Source organism: Octadecabacter sp. SW4, assembly GCF_008065155.1.
GTDB lineage: Bacteria > Pseudomonadota > Alphaproteobacteria > Rhodobacterales > Rhodobacteraceae > SW4.
This window is the reverse complement of record NZ_CP042819.1, coordinates 1,214,754-1,234,381: the sequence shown is the minus strand read 5'-3', so window position 1 is coordinate 1,234,381 and position 19,628 is coordinate 1,214,754. Positions and strand designations below refer to the sequence as shown.

General features: G+C 61.6%; 16 protein-coding genes. 6 read left to right on the top strand and 10 right to left on the bottom strand.

The window, feature by feature from the left end; translation table 11 throughout:
- Nucleotides 1–151 precede the first annotated feature (151 nt).
- The 4 genes from FTO60_RS06145 to FTO60_RS06130 all read left to right on the top strand — a co-directional run bounded on the left by FTO60_RS06145 (nucleotide 152) and on the right by FTO60_RS06130 (nucleotide 2,627).
- A complete protein-coding gene (locus FTO60_RS06145; RefSeq protein WP_148055132.1) occupies nucleotides 152–604 on the top strand; it encodes a host attachment protein in 453 nt (150 codons plus the stop codon).
- Nucleotides 605–606: 2 nt separating this feature from the next.
- Entirely contained in the window at nucleotides 607–1,569 is a 963-nt protein-coding gene (locus FTO60_RS06140; RefSeq protein ID WP_148055131.1) for a Crp/Fnr family transcriptional regulator, read from the top strand.
- Nucleotides 1,544–2,068 (top strand): Hsp20/alpha crystallin family protein, encoded by a 525-nt coding sequence (locus tag FTO60_RS06135; protein WP_148055130.1) that lies wholly within the window; start codon nucleotides 1,544–1,546, stop codon nucleotides 2,066–2,068. Before FTO60_RS06140 ends, FTO60_RS06135 begins: the two co-directional genes overlap by 26 nt.
- A gap of 268 nt (nucleotides 2,069–2,336) precedes the next feature.
- Nucleotides 2,337–2,627 (top strand): YgiT-type zinc finger protein, encoded by a 291-nt coding sequence (locus FTO60_RS06130; RefSeq protein ID WP_148055129.1) that lies wholly within the window; start codon nucleotides 2,337–2,339, stop codon nucleotides 2,625–2,627.
- On the opposite strand, the gene FTO60_RS06125 is transcribed toward FTO60_RS06130, so the two are convergent.
- From FTO60_RS06125 to FTO60_RS06115, 3 genes are all read right to left on the bottom strand, one after another.
- Nucleotides 2,624–3,139: a hydrolase gene (locus tag FTO60_RS06125; RefSeq protein WP_148055128.1), complete on the bottom strand. Its 516-nt coding sequence runs from the start codon at nucleotides 3,137–3,139 to the stop codon at nucleotides 2,624–2,626. The two genes, FTO60_RS06130 and FTO60_RS06125, sit on opposite strands and share 4 nt — an antisense overlap.
- A gap of 79 nt (nucleotides 3,140–3,218) precedes the next feature.
- The gene (locus tag FTO60_RS06120) at nucleotides 3,219–11,372 is read right to left on the bottom strand and encodes a glucoamylase family protein (protein WP_254696910.1); all 8,154 of its coding nucleotides are present in this window, start codon (nucleotides 11,370–11,372) and stop codon (nucleotides 3,219–3,221) included.
- Nucleotides 11,373–11,608: 236 nt separating this feature from the next.
- Entirely contained in the window at nucleotides 11,609–12,625 is a 1,017-nt protein-coding gene (locus FTO60_RS06115) for a universal stress protein (protein WP_172623821.1), read from the bottom strand.
- Nucleotides 12,626–13,019: 394 nt separating this feature from the next.
- On the opposite strand from FTO60_RS06115, the gene FTO60_RS06110 reads away from it, so the two are divergent.
- A complete protein-coding gene (locus FTO60_RS06110) occupies nucleotides 13,020–13,229 on the top strand; it encodes a hypothetical protein (RefSeq protein ID WP_148055126.1) in 210 nt (69 codons plus the stop codon).
- A 99-nt stretch (nucleotides 13,230–13,328) separates the two neighbouring features.
- On the opposite strand, the gene FTO60_RS06105 is transcribed toward FTO60_RS06110, so the two are convergent.
- From FTO60_RS06105 to FTO60_RS06085, 5 genes are all read right to left on the bottom strand, one after another.
- Entirely contained in the window at nucleotides 13,329–14,036 is a 708-nt protein-coding gene (locus FTO60_RS06105; protein WP_254696909.1) for a BON domain-containing protein, read from the bottom strand.
- Between the two features lie 433 nt (nucleotides 14,037–14,469).
- Nucleotides 14,470–15,222: a ferric reductase-like transmembrane domain-containing protein gene (locus tag FTO60_RS06100; RefSeq protein ID WP_254696908.1), complete on the bottom strand. Its 753-nt coding sequence runs from the start codon at nucleotides 15,220–15,222 to the stop codon at nucleotides 14,470–14,472.
- 116 nt (nucleotides 15,223–15,338) lie between these two features.
- Nucleotides 15,339–16,319 (bottom strand): cytochrome c, encoded by a 981-nt coding sequence (locus FTO60_RS06095; protein WP_254696907.1) that lies wholly within the window; start codon nucleotides 16,317–16,319, stop codon nucleotides 15,339–15,341.
- A 3-nt stretch (nucleotides 16,320–16,322) separates the two neighbouring features.
- The gene (locus FTO60_RS06090) at nucleotides 16,323–16,967 is read right to left on the bottom strand and encodes a cytochrome c (RefSeq protein ID WP_172623820.1); all 645 of its coding nucleotides are present in this window, start codon (nucleotides 16,965–16,967) and stop codon (nucleotides 16,323–16,325) included.
- A gap of 154 nt (nucleotides 16,968–17,121) precedes the next feature.
- Nucleotides 17,122–17,496 (bottom strand): hypothetical protein, encoded by a 375-nt coding sequence (locus FTO60_RS06085; protein ID WP_148055124.1) that lies wholly within the window; start codon nucleotides 17,494–17,496, stop codon nucleotides 17,122–17,124.
- Nucleotides 17,497–17,678: 182 nt separating this feature from the next.
- Between FTO60_RS06085 and FTO60_RS06080 the strand changes: the two genes are divergently transcribed.
- Complete coding sequence (locus tag FTO60_RS06080) at nucleotides 17,679–18,377, top strand: hypothetical protein (protein ID WP_148055123.1); 699 nt, start codon at nucleotides 17,679–17,681, stop codon at nucleotides 18,375–18,377.
- Nucleotides 18,378–18,390: 13 nt separating this feature from the next.
- Here FTO60_RS06080 and FTO60_RS06075 read toward each other — a convergent pair whose 3' ends face one another.
- Together FTO60_RS06075 and FTO60_RS17810 are read right to left on the bottom strand one after the other, a co-directional pair.
- Nucleotides 18,391–18,942, bottom strand: coding sequence for a L,D-transpeptidase (locus FTO60_RS06075; protein WP_254696906.1), 552 nt, complete (start codon nucleotides 18,940–18,942; stop codon nucleotides 18,391–18,393).
- A 236-nt stretch (nucleotides 18,943–19,178) separates the two neighbouring features.
- Complete coding sequence (locus FTO60_RS17810) at nucleotides 19,179–19,574, bottom strand: hypothetical protein (RefSeq protein WP_197738515.1); 396 nt, start codon at nucleotides 19,572–19,574, stop codon at nucleotides 19,179–19,181.
- Nucleotides 19,575–19,628 lie beyond the last annotated feature (54 nt).

The following is a 19,628-nucleotide window of genomic DNA, read 5'->3' as shown; positions in this document are numbered from 1 at the left end:
TCACCAACGTTTGAGGGCTACCACGCTTTCGCCAGTTCCACCACGGGCGGCAAACCGCTGAGCCGGGACCGGCGTTGACAAATATCAATGACCATCCGCTGCGGATCAGCTTTCATCCCGGGTGTGCAAAGCGTTCAACGTGGGGGATGTAATGCGTCACAAGACATGGGCTTTGGTGAGCGATGGCGTCCGAGCCCGCATTCTGCGGGATTTCGAAGGCGGCGGTTCGCAGGACCCGATAGAACTTGTCAGCAAAGCGAAATCGACCCATCTGCGCGATTATCTCTCTGACAAGGCGGGCCGCAGCTTCGCATCGGGCGCCGACGGGCGGCGCTCGGCGATGGCACCCGGATCCGACCCGATCCTGCGCGACATGCATGATTTCGCGCAGGACACCCTGAGCATTCTGGAAGGCCACTTTCGCAGGGGGCATCTGACCAGACTGGCGATTTTCGCAGCTCCAAAGATGCTGGGGGTCTTGCGCTCTGAAATACCTGCCTCGCTGACCAGGGCAGTGATCCTCGAACGCGATCTCAATCTCATCAACCTGCCCGAGGCGGATCTGCGCGACGCCGTGATCCGGGCGCTTGAACAGGAGCGATAGACATGATTCAAACTGCAAGTGGTTTGGCAGCAGATGTCCGCTGGAACGGTGCCAATGCCCGCAAACCTTTTGCCCAGTGTCACGGATGCGAGTTACGCGGGTCACAGCTCTGCCGCGTTATCCAGGATGAGCGTTTATTCGGCACGCATCCGCCAGTCCTTCGCCGCTTTGGTCGCGGAAAGCGGATCGTCGGGCAAGGCGAGGCCAGCGGCTTTCTCGGAGTGATCCGACGCGGATATGCACGACGGTCGGTGATAAAGGTGAGCGGCAATCGTATCCTGGTTGGACTGGCGATGCCCGGAGACATCGTTGGCGGGCTTGCCGAGCGAGAGCATGACCATGATTTCGAGGCCGCAACTGACGTCGAAATCTGCACTTACGACAGTGCGGCGGTCAAGCAGCAACTGGAAATCAACCCGCGCTTGCGGAGGGTGATGCTGCGAGAGATCGACCATCAGCATCATCGCACGCTAGGACTTCTCTGGCACAATGGCACCTTGACCAGCCGCGAGCGGATCATCGCCTTCCTCGTCAGGGCAGTCGCGTTCATGCCGACCGAGCCGCTCCCCGACGGAGGCCTTGTCCTGAGCATGGAAATCGACCGGGGCGACTGGGCGGACCTGACCAACACCGCCGTCGAGACGATCAGCCGGACGTTGCGATATCTCGAAGAAAAAGGTCTGGTCACCAGCCTTACACCCTACCGGTTCCGGATTCGCGATCTCGACTTGCTCGCGACCATTGCAGGTGTGGAACCGCCCGCTCGTCGCGTGGGCGAGAGTAACCGGTCAAAGCGGATGGAAAACTGCTTCGGCGCACTGAAATCTGACGACCGGATGACCGCCGTCAATGCACTGGCGCGCGGTGCACATAGATTCAACTCTGTCATGAAACCTGTGTCCGTGCAGAAGCGCGGCCTTGCCAGAAGGAGACCTGAGGATGTCCAAGAAGAAGTCCGAGATTGAAGTTCGCACAGAGACGCCACCAGCGACCGTCGAGGGGTGGCCATCGATGCTTTCGCTCAGAAACGAGATCGACCGATTGTTTGACGATTTTGGCGCAGGACTCTGGCGGCAACCGCTGTCACGCCGGGTTCATTCATTGTTCCCCGCAAGTGCTGAATGGGCGCTGCAGCCGGCGACAGAACTTGTGGAATGTGACGGCGAATACCGGATCACAGCCGAATTGCCGGGAATGACCGCCGAGGATATCGACATCAAGCTGAGTGATGGAACGATTACCATTCGCGGTGAAAAATCCGAGGAGAAGAAAGAGGAGAAGGAGGACTACCTCGTGAGTGAACGCCGCTACGGGGAATTCCAGCGGACCCTTTCCCTGCCCTCGGGCGTCAATGCCGAAGCCGTTTCTGCAGATTTCACCCACGGCGTGTTGACCGTGACATTACCCAAGACCCCGGAAGCGAAACAGAAGGAACGCAAGGTGGCGGTGAAATCCGCCGCCTGAGCCGACGGCGCGGCCCAAACCCGCGCGCCTCTACCTCATGGAGGCGCATCCTTGCCCCGGCAGCTTGTCTTTGACCTGTCCCTCAATTGCCTGCTGCCGGGTTTCTTTTGTGATCGCCGCCTTGTGTATCAGGTGGATGTCCATAGTTGCCGTTTAGCCGTGGCCACGCCGAGGTTTTTCTTCCGCAAGGACATTCAGGAAGACCGAACCACCAGATTTTCAAGACCCCCGTTCAGCAGCCAATCCAAAGCAGAGAAAGGCACGACGCATGCCCGCAGCCAACGTCTCGAACGTCAACGATCGACCCGGCAGAACATGCTCCCGTTGCGGCGGGTATGACCTCGTCGACTGCGAAACCACGACCTCGATCTGGAGCGGGGAAAAGCCTTATGTAATAGAGCGGATACCCGCGCTGCGTTGTGCAACGTGCGCGGAAGTCCTGATCGACAGCGAGACAGCAGAAACCTTGAAGCAGATCGGTCATGACGTTCTGAATGGAGGTATGAGCGAGCGCAAGATCGAGGTGCCGGTGATCACCTTCCCGGCGTCCACCTTCTAGGCGGCGCAGGTTTCCGCCACACCAACGACGTCGTTCTTGCCATAGGCTTTTGCGCAGCGCGGGCAGGTTGTGTAGAAGAAATAGACATCGCCCGGCGTTCCGCCGCGCGTGCGGACCGGGTCGTGCATCTCTTGATACCAGTTGCGGGCCTCGCGATAGGGTCCTTCGAAGACCTTGGTGATAAAATCCCCTGACAGCGTCGTCATTTCCTCGTCTTCCACCGGCTTGCCGACGGAAAAATAGTGCTCGCTGGCCCAGGGCGAAATGTCCCGGGTCAGCACGATGCAGTCGTTGGGATCAAGCGCACCGACATCCGCGATGTGGCCTTGCACACGGGACAACACCCGGCCCATGTTCAGCGGCACATGCATGGCCGACATTGTCACCGCCCGCACCATGGGCTTGTCGCGGAAATGCAGATCCTGCCCGTCCCATCCCTCGGGATTGAACCTGGGACAACACCCAGTCGTGTTGATCGACATGTCGTAGCGTGGCAATTCGTTGATCTGCACCCGCCTCTCTCCTCCACAATCTTTTGCGCGAGGGTAGACAGATCAACACGTCCGACATTGATGGCGCGCAATCGGGCGTTCATGACCCCGCGTTGGCCTGTCGCGTGCGCTCGATGCTGCCACGGCGGACTTGCAAGCGAACCTGGCGGGTCGATCCGTCGGTTGGAAACGCGACGATCGTGCCATCTTCGCCGCCCGCATCCTGTGTGTTGGCGGCACCGCCGTCACTGCAATCGACTTGCTCTACCTCAATCGCAATCGATCCGCCCTGCCCCCGCACCGTCGCGCGGTATCCCGTCCAATCGGAGGGAAGGCAGGGGGCGATACGCAAGGCGCCGCCCCGCAGTTCCAGCCCAAGGATTCCTTCGACGGCCAGACGCCACGCCCAGGCTGCCGCACCGGTATACCAGGTCCACCCGGCCCGCCCTTCGAATGGGGCCGCACCACCTACATCTGCTGGTATGACGTAGGGCTCACCGCGGTACGAGTGCATGTCCTCGGGGCGCGCCGTGCGCCGCGCGGGATTGATCAGGTCGAATATCCGGTATGCTTCATCGCCATCTCCGAGCCGCGCGAACGCCAACCCGAGCCAGGTCGCCGCGTGGGTATACTGGCCGCCGTTCTCGCGCACGCCCGGCGGATAGGCGCGGATGTAACCGGGATCGCGTGGCGTCTTGTCGAAGGTGGGTGTCAGGAGCCGCACAAGCCGGTGTTCGGGGTCAATCAGATGGGCGGCGGCCGACCGGAGCGCAGTTTCGGCGCGCGCCCGGTTCGGCGCGCCCGCCAAAACCGCCCAAGACTGGGCAATGCTGTCGATACGACACTCGTCATTCTGCGCCGAGCCCCACGGGAAACCGTCATCGTCAAAGGCGCGAAGATACCATTCGCCGTCCCAGGCGCAGGTTTCCGCAGCCTGCCGCAATTCCTCTGCACGCTTGCGCCAGAACCCCGCCTCATCCGCCCGGCCGGAAAGGTCGGCCAGATCGGCACAGGCATCACCGCAATATGCTGCAAACCATGCCAGCCAGACGCTTTCTCCGCGCCCGCGAGAGCCGACCCGGTCCATGCCATCGTTCCAGTCTCCGCTGCCGATCAGTGGCAGACCGTGTGCCCCCTTGGTCGCGCCACGCTGCATCGCGCGCAGACAGTGTTCAAGCAGCGTTGCCTCTTGCCCGGTCTCGAACGCGGCATAGCGGTCCTCCTCGTCCTCGGCCAAAGGCGGGGCGGACAGAAAGGGCACCTCTTCCTGAAGGATGGATGTGTCACCGGTCGCTCGGACATAGGCATGGGTGGCATAGACCAGCCAGAGCATGTCGTCCGAACACCGGGTTCTGACGCCGCGGTCCTCTGGCGGATGCCACCAATGCAGCACGTCGCCCTCTTCGAATTGATGGCGGGCGCAATCGAGGATGTGGGCGCGCACACGGTGCGGCTCGGACAACAGGAACGCCATCATGTCCTGCAGCTGATCGCGGAACCCGACTCCGCCGCTGGCCTGCTGGAACCCCGCGCGCGCGCGGATACGAGAGGCAAAGGACTGATAGGGCAGCCAGCGGTTTACCATAAGGTCCAAGGCCTCATCCGGTGTCTCGACCCGGATCGCACCAAGACGATGCTGCCAGCCATCCGCCACTGCCTGCGTGGCCGCAGCCGCCTGTTCCGGTGAAGCGAAGGTCTCGGCGAGCGTTTCGATCGCGGCCAGGCTGGTGGCAGCCCCGAGCACGAAGACAACCGTTTCCGTTGCGCCCGGCGCGATATCGAGATGCACCTGGTAGACCGCGCAGGCGTCTTCCACCGCGTCTGTCCGCCCCCAGGGGCTCCAACGCCGCAGGCCTTCGGGCATCGCTGTGCCGCCGGAGCCGAGGAACGCCGCACGGTCACAGGTCATCGCATGTGCCGGTCGGCTGGCAGTCAGAAACGCGATCTGGTCGGCAAATGTCGGTGACCAACTGCTTTGCGCGATCAGCGCCCGGGCCGTGCCGTGATAGCCTGTCCTGACATGTGGCTTGGCGGTCGACGGTGTCGCCCCAAGTTGCCAGTCTGCATAACAGGTCGCTGTGATGCGCCGCTGGCGTGTCGTGGTGTTCGTCAGCTCCAGGCTGATCATCTTGACCGGTGCGTCCTGTGGCACCGATATTGAAAGGCGCTGCGCAAGTCCGTGCGATGACCGCTCCCAAACCGTCTCACCCGCTCGGTGTATGATGCGGCATTGCACCCGATCGCCCCTTGGCAATGGTGTGACTGTCCAGACCTGCGCGGTTTCCTCGTCCCGCAGATAGACCGCTTCACCCTGGGTGTCCGCAACCGGATCGTTTGACCATGGCGTCAGGCGAAATTCCCCGCTGTTCAGGCTCCAGGTGAACCCCAGCCCAGATTCCGTGACGATCGTGCCGAAGTCGTCGTTGGCGATGACATTGCACCAAGGCACCGGGGTGGTCTGGCCGGGGCCAATCTGCATGAGATAATCGCCACTTTCGGGGACAAAGCCCCCGAGGCCGTTGTCGCAAACGAGGTCTTGGGGTCGTTCCAATCGCGCCAAGGCCTCGGTCATCGCTTGGCCGCCGGGATCGAAGACTGGCGGTTTGACGTCGTCTTCCTGCGATGTCGGCAACGCCGCAGCCAGCGTTCGCGCGGCACCATCAAGGGTCACCCGCGCGAGTGTCTCAAGCGCACGCACTTGGAACGGCGAGATTCGGTCAATGCTGTGCAGATGAACCCCGCCGTCGCCGCCAAGACCCTCGGCGAGCCCGGCATCGCGCAGAGCGTCGCGCAGTCTCGCCGCGATCGGCGCTTCGTAGCTTGAGGCCTTCGTGCCGAGAAGCACAAGATCGGACCGCAGGCCATTTCGTCTGAGCCAACGCTGCGCGCGCACGATGGACGGGAGCAGGTCGGCGCTGTCTGCATCTGCGATGCGGACAAGCATAATCGGGTGATCACCGGAAACGCCAAGCCCCCACAAGTCAGGCTGCCCGGGTCCCCCGGTCTCTCCGTTTGCGGCGGTCCTTGCAGGCGGCCTGAGAAGGCGGGTGGCCAGGCGCTGTGCATCGACCATATCCGATTGCGACAGGCCGACACGATTTGCCTCATCCGCTGCCGAGCGGGCTGCATCCTCGAAGGCCCAGTCCAGTGCGGCGACGGTGGCGTAGCGTTCTGCCGTGTCGATTGCCGCCTGCCGCGACCCGGCCGCGATCGTGAGATATGCGAATGTTGTGCGCTGTCCCGGCGCAAGATTGACCCGCGCCCGCAGCGCTGCCACCGGATCGAGAGTCCAGCCTGCCGCACCGGTCATATCCGCATTTGCGGCGGCGAGATACGTTCCGTGACGACCGACCAGCGCCCGCCTGTCCGTTTCGATGCCCGCGGGGGCGACGGCCCGATCCTCACATAACAGCCGGTGCAGCATCACCGGAGGCGAATCCTCTGGCCGACGTGGACGTCGGGTAAAAAGCGCTGCGTCCATATCCGGCAATATCTCGCTCCTGACGAAAAGCTTGCTGAAGGCAGGATGGCGTTCGTGCGCCGCATGTGGCGCAAGGACCGGTTCCGCATATGTCGTGACGTCAACCACCCGGTGACGGTCGTCATGGTTGACCAGCGTCACGCGCCGGATTTCCACGTCATCGGCCGCAGCGACGCAAATCTCCTGGGTTGCGGCGATGTCATGGTGCTGCAGGTGGAAGGACGCTTTTTCAGCGTGAAACATCACATCCACCCATTGTTCCGGCGTGCGTCGGAAGTCCCATGTGGCGCCATCCTCGGCATCGCGCAGCAATAGCCGCGCCGCGGTATTGTCGATGACGTTATCGCCAACCCAACTGGTTAGCGACTGCCCGTGCCGCCAGATACTCCCCGTTGCCGCGCTCGTCAGCCAGACCGAGAGATGACCGTTCCCGAGTGTGTGGACCTGAGGTGCATCCGTGTCCTCGGCAGGCCAGCCGTCCAGCGGGTGCACGCGTCGTTCAATCTGCTTGGGGAGCGTCGAGCCTGCGTCCGGCAACGGCTCGGGGATATACTCCCACGGCACCCGTTCATGCATCAGCAGATCAATGGCTGAAATGCGCGGATCGCGGTGGAAGCGACGCACGAAAACGTTGTCGTTGAGCGCATTGCCGATGGCGGACAGAAGCATGCCCTGATGGTGTGCCATATAGGTGAAAACCGGCACGTGAGTGGCTGTTTGGGGTAACCGCGAAGGTGTGAAGTCAACGGAATCGTAGAATCCGTAGCGCCCCCGGATGCCAAGCGCCTCGAGCCGGTGTAGATTTTCCACGGCTGCGCCCGGTCGGACCGACAGCGCCAGCGCACTGGCGTAGGGGGCAACCACGTAGTCATCGGCGAGTCCCTGACGCATGCCCAGCCCGGCTACGCCGAACGCGCGATACTGATAGTTCTGTGCCGTGTCCCGTGCGGCGAATGCGGCCTCCGACACACCCCAGGGCAAGCCAAGCCGGTCTCCATAGCGACGCTGGATATCGACGGCGGCCTGCTCGCTCTGGCCCAGCAACTGACCCGGGGCGCTACGGATCAGAAGCGCTGGCATCAGGAACTCGAACATCGACCCGTTCCACGACAGGATCGTCAGTGGACCGGAGGAACGCGATATCGGCCGCCCCAGGTGGAACCAGTGTTCTGCCGGAACATCGCCCTTGGCGATGGCGATATAGCTGGCCAGCCGCGCCTCGGACGCGAGCAGATCGTAGCGATGATCGTCCATCCGGTCGAAACTGAGATTGTATCCAATAAAGAACGTCCGGGTTTCCCTGTCGTAAAGGAAGGCGTAGTCCATTTCCATCGCGAGCCTGCCGGCCTTCTCGGCAAGGGCCAACAGGTTGTTGCGCAAAGCCACATGTGCCGTCTTTCCGGCGGAAATGGCAGTCTGCAGCTCCGCGCCTTTGGCCTCGGTTCTCGCGAGGCTTTCAATGTCGTCCTGCATCCGTGAGAACACATCATCAAGCTGCCCGAACGGCATGTCCGGGCACAGTCTTCTAGCGATCTCGGCGACCTGTTCCTCGACCTCAATGAAACCTTCGACTGCCAGCCATGGGCAAAGGGTGTCGAGATCACGCAAGAAACTTGCCACGTGATGGCGGCAGCGCTCGAGCCAGAAATGCAACTCGCCCGGATCGGTGCCGGGCACGGCATCAAGGGATTTCAGGATCGCGCCGGATAGCTCGGGCAGGTCTTCTTCAAGACTGCGACAAAGGGCTCTGCGCCACCCAGCCGGATCATCCCGCGCCGCTTCGGCGCTGTCGCTCAGGACGCGGATGCGCGCCCTTAGCATCTGTGAATGCTCGGTCGGCAGATCTTCCGTTGCCTCGGCCAGAATTCCAAGCGTGTCGATGAACCCGTCCCAGAGGCAACGCGACAGCGCCGGCCCATTCGCGGCCTCGATGAGGCCTTCGCGCAGCGTCAGAAGTGCCACCGCGAGGTTGCCACTGTCCACCGTCGAGATATAGCGCGGCTCGAGCGACAAAAGGGTGCGCGTATCAAACCAGTTCACGAGATGCCCTTGGTGGCGCTCGATCCGCTCCAGCGCCTCAAGTGCATAAGCGGTCCGCTGCGCGAAGTCGCGCAGCCCGATATGTCCCAGATCAAGTGCCGTCATGGACGAGAGGAATTGCATCCCGACATTCGTGGGCGACGATCGGTGGGCGATTTTCGTCTCGGGATCGGTCTGGTAGTTGTCGGGCGCCAGCCAGTTGTCCTCGGGTCCGGCGAAGGTCTCGAAATAGGCCCATGTGCGCCGCGCGATGTGGCGCAGCCACGCAACGTCGGTGTCCGAAAGACTGTCCTCCACAGGGCGCCATGGCCGACATATCAGATACGCGATTTCTGGCGACAGCATCCAGAGCACCAGCAGCGGCAGGGCTCCGGGCAAGGCGGCAGGTGCCAGCACAGCCAGTGTCGCCGTGATGGCGAGACCAAGCAGGGGTGCGCCCGCCATGTCGATCCAGAAGCGGGCCCGCGTATCGGCCCCGGTCGCGGCAACATGGGCGGCAGTCGACCATTCCAGCATGCCGCGCCGCGACACGTTAAGCCGCCACAACGCTCGTGCGATGGCGTCAAGGCTGATCACGGCCTCGTTCGCCATGAAGGCGATTTCCAGAAGCCAGCGGCCGGCGTGGTCGCGCAATTGTCGCCAGCGGTCCTGCACGGCACCGCGGCGACGCCCGCGTGAGATTCCCGTGACGATGTAGGTCACGAGATAGGAGCCGGGGGCCGCCACGGTCAGCAGCGTCCAAACCAGCGCAGCCTCGGGAATCACGAGCCAACCGCAAATGGCCAGCAACACCAGGGACGGAGCGATCAGACTGCGGCGGAGATTATCAACGACCTTCCAACGATCGAGTGCTGACAGAGGATTGCGCAGCCGAGCGCCGCCGCGCCCCGGTGCATGTCGGCCGAGCCAAGGCAGCAATTGCCAGTCCCCGCGAATCCAGCGGTGCATACGGCGTGCGAAATCCGGATAGCGCTCCGGAAATCCCTCGTAGAGCACGATATCGCTTGCGAGAGCCGCCCGCCCGTGCAGCCCCTCGAACAGGTCGTGGCTGACCAGCGCGTTTTCGGGAACCCGGTTCCCGAGGCTGCGCCGAAAGGCCATTGCATCATAAGCCCCCTTTCCGGTGAAAATCCCCTCGCCGAAAAGATCCTGATAAACGTCCGATACCGCGCGGCTGTAAATGTCGATGGCAGTATCGCCGGTGTAGAGCCGCGTGAACGGTGAAATCGCCCCCGCCTCCGGTGATATTTCAATCCTTGGCTGGATGAACGTGTAGCCCGCGATGACACGCTCTCCCTCCCCGTCGAATTCCGCCCGGTTGAGCGGATGGGCAAGCGCGCCAAGAAGGCTGTGCACCGCGCCCGGGGGCGCGATCGTGTCGGCATCGAGCGTCACGATAAACTTCGCGGCGCGCAATCCTGCGACATCCCCTTCGGTCAGGGGGAAAGCATCCGCCGCCTCTTCATGCAGGAAGTCGTTGAATGCCTCGATCTTTCCACGCTTGCGTTCCCATCCCATCCAGATGCCGTCCACCTCGTTCCAGCTGCGTCGGCGATGGAGCAGGACGAAGGGCGCGGTCTTCTCATATCGTCGGTTCAACGCGCGAATCCCATCAACGAGCGCGGCCTCAAGTGCTTCGTCCCGGGCAGTTACTTCGTGCTGGGCATCGGTCGGGTCGCTCAAAAGCGCGTAGCGAATCTGCGGATCCGGGTTCGTCAGCATGTGACGTTCAAGCTGGGCAAGAACGGGAACAACCTCATCGGGACTTCCGAAAATGGCTGGGACGATGACGGCCGCCTTGACGTCTTTGGGCAATCCATTTCGCAAGTCCATCTTTGGCTGAACCCGCGGCGGCACGATCTGCGTGACGAGCCAGTTCGTCACCGTCACCGCAATGATCGAAGCGGGCATCAGCAACAGCAGACCCCCAAGCACGAGAGCAATGCCGCTTGTGTCCCAGGCGACGAGCAGAGCAAGCGGGACGGCAAGCGCCAGTGCGCCAACGCCGACAAGACCCGTCGCGTAGACCCATCCCGGTCGGCGGAGAGCCAGACGGCGCAAGGCGCCGACGCGCTTGCCGCGATAGCCTGTCAGGGTTTCGAACTCGCCACGTCCGCCATCAACCAGCCACCATCCGACATGGCTTTGGCGCGGTGATTCCGGGTGGCCGCGCGACATACGAACCGCCTCGCGCGCGATGTTCGGCTCTGAGGCTCCAGTCCCTTCGGCGAGGTCCTCGATCGCCTGTCGATACCGATCTCGCGTGTCAAAGTCCATCCCGGGGTATAAACCGTCGGGTGACTGGCGCAGGATTGCCTCAACGTGGCTTGTCGCTTCCACGAAGGCTTTCCAGTCGATCCGTTCAATTGCGGCGAGCGCGACGATCGCCCGCGACAGGGCATCGGTTGGGTCACGGTCTTGCCAGTTCTCGGGCCTCTCCAGCCCTTGAAACGGTGGTCCGAGTTCCGGGACAAGACAGCAAAAAGTCGCCACGATTTCTTCGATCGCCACGAGGCGAAGCATCGCAGGGAACGCCCAAAGCTCGGCGAGGGCGAACCCTTCCTCGCCTTGGAACGCACTCACGAAAGCTGTGGCGGTGGCAGCGTCGACCTGCGCATGCGTTTCATCAAAGTAGCTGCATGCCGCCAAAAACGCGCGCGGACTCCCGCGCGCTTCCGGCAAAGCGGATCGGGCAAGGCGGCGATAGAAAGCCGGCGGCATATCCTCGCGCACCTGACGCACCACCCGACGCACATGATACTCGTTGTCAAGGAGCCACTCTGCCCCCTTCGAGGCTTCGGGTGGTGGCGCGCGGCAGATGCGCCGCGCCTCGTCCAGCCACGCGGGAATCCTGTCGAGGTGCTTCCATACCGGTATGGCCCTCGCTGGACCAGGGTGCACGCTATTACGCCGTTTTTGATTTTCAGACGCAGCGGGGACCGGTTCTTGCAGCTGCGCGGAGGGCGCCGTCACGGCAATTGCCGCAAGGCGGCAGGCCGTCTTGGTGCTGCACCGCCAGCGCGATGGCTGCTCGTCTCCGCATTCCGGATCAGCAGGATTGGTGTGACGGCACGGGAAAGGAGATATTCCGCAGTGCTCCCGATGGGCAGATCCGGATCGTTTCCCAGCCCGCGCGCCGAAATGACCACGAGTTCGCCCCGCTCCTCGCAAATCGCCTTCATCAGAGCCCTGCGTGGTTCATCGCCGCTGAGCCGACGGACACGGTTGCCGGGCCGGTGGACCGGGAGCAATCGACGCAAACGCTCAAGCCGATCTTCGGCGGTGCGTGCCGCCTCCTCCCTGATTTCGTGCCAGAGCACCTGATCTCCCTGTTGCGTCCGCCCAGGGTCGAACGCGCCGACATGCGAGAAAGCGTGCAGAATGACGAGTTCCGCCCCCCGGGCCCGCGCGATCGCCGCTGCGAACCGAAGCGCGGCTTCCGAAGCCGACGAACCGTCCATTGGAACTATGATACGGCGGGTCCTGGGCGGCTCGCCTGCAATGTCGTCCGGAACGAGCAGAACCGATCCGTGAAAGACCTCCGCAAGATGTCGGGCTGTGCCTCCGAGGCTCCATCGGCTTGGAGGCCCGAAAGTCCCCGTGCCCAAGACCAGAAGATCCACATCGGATCGAAGCGCCTCGTCGTGAATGCACCGCGCGGGCGAACCGCAAGCCACGATCGCACGGATGTCGGTGGTTGCCCCGACCGTGTCGGACATCCGCAAAATATCTGCAGTTTCATCCCGTTTGGTCAACTCCCAGTCGACGGGATCGGCACACTGAACCGTGGACGACCCGGCGGGCACGACCCGCATGGCCGTCAGGTCGGCCCCCGTTTGGTTCGCCAGCAATACAGCCTCGTCCAGTATGCGCGCGGCATCAGGAGACCGGTCAAGGCAAGCCATCACATGGCGAAACAGGCGCGCGTCTTTCTCGCGCCCATGAGTCCGCTCCACGATGGCCGACCCAGGATGAATATCAGGCATGGCAACCTCCCGTCCACGAGACCCACGTCGTTGCAGCGTTGTTGCTTGAAGCTTGGACCTGCATGGTATCAGCAAGGCGCTTGCGCTCATTGACGGGGCGCAATTCGGTCAGGCCTGATCACGTTCTTGTGTCGTCCAAGTGCTGGTTCAGACCGCTTTCGCTTGAAGGCGACAGCGCTTTTCCCACCCAACGCGGCATATCGGCGTCGCGGATTTCAGACGCCAATGATGTCGTCAAATACTGCCTTCTCAGCCTGTCGGCGCGTGTCGGACGATCTGCGCCTTCGGCTTTGCCTTGATGGTCCTGAGGAACATCTCACCCGCAACAATATCATAGCAGCTGTCATTGCTGCTCGTGGACACTTTGAATCCGTGTTGAGGCAGGATCATCATCATGAATACAATACTGGCTGGCACGATCGATGTGGTAGATGCGGACGTTCTGCAATCCGCCTGTGCTGGCGCCGACAATGTCACTTGGTCGCCTGGCCGCGAAATTGGCCCAGTGTTCTTCAAAAACCTAAATCTCATTGCTTTGGACCCGCAAAGCACTTGGCGGCTTTTCAACCGTGACAGGTCCATTCAATCCTCAAACACCGGATAGGCGCATAACAAAACCCGATGCCTGACCGGGGTGGTGATCTGCTTGCAAGGCCCGGACGACCCGGCAAATGGCAGCGCCATCCGATTCAAGATCGAGCCGTCACTGCACCGCCAGATGATCGATGACATTCGTCACCCCGGGGGCCGCCCACGCCGCGCGCTCCGCGCTCCTGCGTTCGCCCAGATAGCGGACTTTCCCCTCAAGCGTGACGGTCCCGTCATGAACCACCACGCGGATTCCCGAGGCATCGAGTTCGGCGTCACGCACGAGCGTCTTCTTGATCCGCTCAGATACGTCTGAAGCCTTTACCGACGGTCGGACCTTGAGATGGTTGTTGATGTCCGTGACACCTGTTAGCCGACCGATGGACCGCACCGCCGTATCAGCCTGATAGCGCCATTCCACATCACCCTCGAGCGTGACCCGGCCCTTGGCGACGGTAACGTGGATTTTGTCCTCCGGTACCGAAGTGTTCCACGTCAGCGAATTGGCGACACGTTTCGCAATCTCATCGTCAGCTGTGATGTGGGCACCAATTGGCCGGACCTCGATCTGGTCGGCGATCGCACGGACGCCCACGACGTTTTCAACGATGTCCAGCGTCGTGATCTTTTCGCTGTAGCTGCGGACATGTCCCGTCAGCGTCACGACACCCTGATCGACCGCTACGCCGATGTCGGCCGCATCAATGCTTGGCTCGAAATCGAGCTCGTCGATGATGTCCAGTCGTAGTTGCTTGTCAGTCATTTCTTCCTCCACGCTGCAAGCCACGTCAAGGACGATATCTTTGCGGATTTCCGTTGGCATTGACGGCTCGCAACGGCCATTCCAAAAGGCGTTGGACGACGGCCCGACCGATCCGGGTCAGCCTCCTCTCGAGCGCAGAACACGCAACTCTCCTGCATCACTGCTTGTTGCATCTTGGACATGGATTTCCCGAAAAATCAGGAACCCGCCCATTTTCTTTGGTCGGCTGATCTGGTGGCCCGCCACGTCCGATTGCGCCGCTGTCCTGTCACCGCGCCGATCAGACCCCGTGACTTTCTTCGGGCCAGATTGCGCTGAGCGGCAACGCGGCTGGCGCCGGATGTTTTGCGGCTTTGCTTTTCATGGCGATCGATTACAGGTTGCAGCGACTTATGCCAAAAGACGACAAGCACCTTGTGCCTGCCGTCCCCTGCCCTGTGTTGATTGATTTTGGCTCGTATGGACAGCGCCGATCCGGCGCTATCCCTATTGATCAGGCCGGTGCCGAGTCTGATGTGTTTCCCCGCTGCGCGCGGCGGTTCTGGCTGCGGACCGTGCGCACATAGGAGGTGGTGCGCAAGATGAGCACGGCGACCACCAGAATGGCGAAAGGAATTTGCAGGGGGTTTGGGTCAGGCGTTTGCCGATGGAAGCTTAGGAAATGCGCATAAAGGAAATAGGCCACATGCGCGACGGTCAGCCACCATAGTGGCAGCGCGCCCATCTGAATGAACTTCCAGCCCGAGGCGCCCAGCTTGCGCAGTGCGAAATCGCTCGAGGTGGCGGCAAGCAGGAGGGCGAGAACCAGCGCCAGGATACCAATGGCATTGCCAAGCCCAAAGCCGCTTTGGAACATCACATATCTTTGCAACTGCGGATGGAATTCAAAACCGAACAGCCGCATCAGGTCAAATTCGACCCATCCCACAAGGATGATGATGCCATGAACAAGCGCCAAGACGAAGGCGTAGATGCCCAACTCGCGGCGGTATGGAACAAGCCGGACCGAGCGGCGATAGATCCGCGACAACGGTCCGATGCCGAAACTTAACGTGACCAGCACGAGCGAGGCATCGCCAAAGGCGCGGTTCCATTTGTGCATCGCGCTCCATTGCCCGTGGACATATTGGGCGAAAATGCCAACCAGCGCGGCGGCCAGCGCGACAACAATCACATGGCGCCACAGCGTGGCACGTCGAGATACGCGCAGTTGTTGCGGCGCGGCGGTGGACGTCGTTGTGTTCACATCAGTTCTCCTCAGTCATGGCCGACTACTGCGGCGTGTTGTGTTTACCAGAACAGGTAGGTCCTGTGCCGGGTATTTAAACCTGTGTGCGAAACCAGCTTCCTGGTTCCAAAGCCTCAATTGGACGGGGACATGTCCATGTTTGAATGGTCCACCGTGCCGGCCGCGGGCGCGTCTTGGGCGACTTGTGCGGGCAAAGCGCCGGTTCCGTCCGAGTCCAGCAAGTAGGTTGCGATGGCTGTGCGATCCGCGTCCGTCAGAAAGGAAGTGCCATTGGTCACGACCTCGGCCATGCTACCGCCAAAGGCGTCACCGCTGGGAAGAATACCCAGCTTGAGCGCATAGGACAGGTTGGCAATCGTCCAGCCGTTCGCGGCCAGGTCCGGGGCCAGGATCGAGGGGGCACTGTTATCACCGGGCAGATCATCGTTCCCTGCGAAGGCCTCGCTGGCCTTGAGACCACCGGCAAGGTTTCTTCCGGTGTGACAGGCGGCGCAATGGGTCGGCCCTTCCACCAGTTGCCGCCCCCGGTTCCAACTGTCGGACATGCCCATGAGCGCGTCGTCGACCGGTGCTTCCAGATAGCGCGCGCGCCACAGCTTCAGGCCACCGCGAAAACTGAATGGAAAGCCCACATCGTGTTCCTCGGCGGCTTGGGCCACGGCCGGCACATCGCGAAACGCCTCCCAAAGGTCGGCGATTTCCTGATCGGTGAAGTTGGCGTAGAATGAATAGGTGAACACCGGATAATAGGGTTTCCCATCGGGCGAAATACCTTGCCGCACCGCCACCGCAAAATCCTGAATCGTCCAGCTTCCGATCCCGGCATCGGGGTGCGGTGTGATATTGGGGGGCGTGAATGTGCCAAAGGGCGTATCCAGCGGCGCGCCACCTGCCAGCGCCAGGCCGTCTTCTTCGAAATTGGTGTGACACGACACGCAACCGCTTGCCCGCGCAAGGTAGGCACCGCGCACGGCGTCGCCTTTGGGGAAGTATGCCGGGGCATCCTCGCCGATTGGCCAATAATGCAAACTCAGGGCGCCGGTGCCGCCCAAAACGACACCGGTCGCGATCGCCAATCGTATCAAACCCCGCATCGTTCAGTTCCTTCCCGTGCGGAACTTTGCATGGCAGGCCGAACATGTGCCGCTGATCTGGGCAAAGATATCCTCGGCCCCGCCCATCTGCTGCATCGACTGGGCCATCAGAGTATCCGTCGACATCCTGCGGGTGACGCCAACCTCGATTTCAGGGGGGGTGAACCCCATCAGGTTCGCAACCTGTTGCGCGCGCAGGCTTTCCGGTGTCGGCGCGGTTTGCGCCGTCTCGGGCGCGGTGTCGTCCATCACCATCGGCATGGTTTCCGGGGCCTGCAAACCCGTCGAGGCGGCGCTGGACAAGGCCTCTGCGTATGTCCGCAATTCCTCCGACAGGTTCGCGAATTCCTGCCAATCCGACCAGATATCCGGCTTGGCATAGGTCACGCCCATCAGGCTGTCGGTGGGAAACAGCTTTTGCATGGCCTCGCCCGAGTGGGACGCAATCACGTATCCGGCCTCCGAGACAGCCACGGCATCATAAGGCACCGCGCCCTGCATCATCGGCGTCAGGTCGCGCATGACATCGCGCAGCGCGGTCATGCCCTGCATCCGTTCGAGCACCACGCCCGTCGCCCCTGTATGCGCCAGCGCGGCGCTGGCCGCGACTGCTAGTCCTGCCGCGAATAGTCCTGTTTTTTTGTTCATTTTTCTGCCCGTATTTCGTGTTCTTGCGACTGTGGAGCCAGCCCACAGTGATAAAAACCCTCCGACGGGACGCATGGTGATCAGGTTGAATGAAGGCAGCAAAAGCCTTTGATTCACTGCACCCGCGCGCCCGCGGTGGCGATGCTCGTGAAAACTAGGCGGTGGTGCGCGGTGGCGGCAGGTCGATCTGCGGCGACATGAATCGCGGGAACGGCCTGTCGCGCGATACGGCCACAGGTGCGTTCGGCAAGGTCAGAAACGCGCTTCCGGCAAGCAATGACACGATATAGGGCGCACATGTGATGCTGTCATCACAGGCGACATGATCGTTCCGCATGTCCGCAGGTTGATCTGCCCGGGCGATTTCGTCCATTTTTGTGGAGGGCGGCTCGAGCCCGCTGGTGGCCCCGACAAGGGCAAACATCAGACCGACCAGAGCGACGATTTTCACAAGCCCGCCAAGCCCCGCCAAGGACGCGGAGAGCCTGCGACGGACCATCGCAATCGTGTCAGAGTTCGTTGCGTCCATGTCGGACCAACCTCGCCTCGCTAAAAGAACGCCTGCGCCAAGAAGGGCACGCCCACGCCGATATTTCCGCCCGATCCCCTGCCTTGAAATGGCAAGGTTTTTAATTGCGCACAAGATACACGCACAGGCCCCGCAGACAAGGAAAGAATTGACAATTGGCGGCGTGCGCCGATGATTCAGCCGTGGGACGGAGCCACTGGGCGGCTTTTCTGAAATACGCCGCGAAGATGGGGCTGGACGCGATGGAGAAATACCTTTCAACGCAGATGCCTTTTTGGCGTTTTGCCCTGCATACTTTGGTCATCAGCCTTGCCTGCGGGGCACCGCTGCTGGTGCTTTATGTGCTGATCAATCCCGGGCTTGCCAGCCATTTGGTCAGCGGCGGCCCGGCGTTGGCACGTTTTTTGCGACAAGTCGTCACAAACGGCCTGCCCGTGGTCTTTGTGACCAACTACGTCAGTTTCTTTATTTATGCTGTGCTGACAGACAGATATGGGGTGGGCAAGGTTCCGGTCCGCCTGATCCTGTCAGACTTGCCACTGCGGGTGGCGCTGTTTTTGGTGCTGCACGCGCTGACTTACGTTTTGTCCGCGCAATGGTATGGGTCGTTCGGGGGCAGCAAGTCGGTCGCGCTTGGCGTCGTTGCGCCGACCCTGGTGCGATCGGCGCTGTTTGCAAACCTGTCCGGCGTCTATTTCTATGCCGTGGTCCTGAGCGCGCTGCCGCTTTATCTTCCCGCGCTGGAACGCGGCACCGCGTGGTGTCCTGCGCAGCGCCGCTGGCGCGGGTGGCGGTTTCTTGCCACCCTAGCCATTGCGGCATCATTTGCCGCCCTGCTTGCAGGTGTTACGGCGCTGATTATCGCGCTTGGTTCTGGCTAGTTCCCCGTGACCGTCAGGCGATCCCGGTCTTCGGATACAGATAGACACGTGCGCCGATGTCGACCCGTGGATAAAGGTCCATGACATATTCGTTGGTCAGTCTGGCGCAACCGTTGGACACCGCCGTTCCAATCGTGCTGGGAACGTTGGTGCCGTGAATGCGCAGATAGGTATCGTGGCCGTCATCATCATAAAGATAGAGCGCCCGCGCCCCGAGCGGATTGTCTGGTCCACCGGGAACACCGTCGGCAAAGCGTTCGTATTTTTCCGGCTCGCGACGGATCATCGCGTTGGTTGGGCGCCACGACGGCCATTCAGCCTTGCGATTTACCGTAAAAGTGCCCGGCGTATACAGCTTGTCGCGGCCCACGCCGACGCCATAGCGGATCGCCATTCCGTCATTCATCATCAGATAAAGAAAGAAATCATCTGGCGTCACGTGGATTTCACCAGGCAACCAATCCGTGCGCCGCGTGTTGACCAACTGTGGCAGGAACCTTTCCGGCATCACGAAGGGGTGCGCAATCGCCCCGCTTGCCGGAACCAGTGCCGCAGCCCCCGCCATCAACATAAAATTTCTTCTATCTGTAACTCTTACCATCGCCCAGTAACCCCGCTTGAATCAGTGATATGAATATCTGACAGAATGATGCGGCATGTGCCGAGGCGCCCCGGCACACAAGAACGTGAATTCCCACAATATATTGTCGAGTGTTGCCAAGAGTCCGCAATTCCGCGGTGCCGTGATCCTGCGCGGCCAAGGTTAAATGCTGCGTGATTTCAACGCCCGCGGTCGGGGCCTTAGGGTCGGGCCAACCGCCACAGGCCATCAAGGCCGTCACCATTGGTATCGCCGGGTTTCGCGTCACCCGTGAACAGGTAAAGGGGCTGGCCCCGAAATGCCGCCTGCTGCGTGCCGTCGTCGCGCGTGACAAGCGTGTAGTTTTCGCCCAGCGCAGTGCCCGCATCCAACAGGGCCGGCTTCCAGACCGATGTGCAGTCGCCGGTGCAGTTGGACACCCCCGGCTGATCCATGTCGTAGGTATAAAGCGACATGTGATCCTGGAACATCACGTAGACCTGACCGTTGAACGACCGGCTATGAACAAAATCATTGCCGTGACTGCTGGCGCTGGCGGGCGCGGCAAGCATGGCCAGCCCAAAAGCAACGGCAATCGCGCGTTTCGATAGATACATTTGCCTTCCTTCACTTGCGATGATGTGCCCAAGGCACCTGTCTGTGTTCGTTTC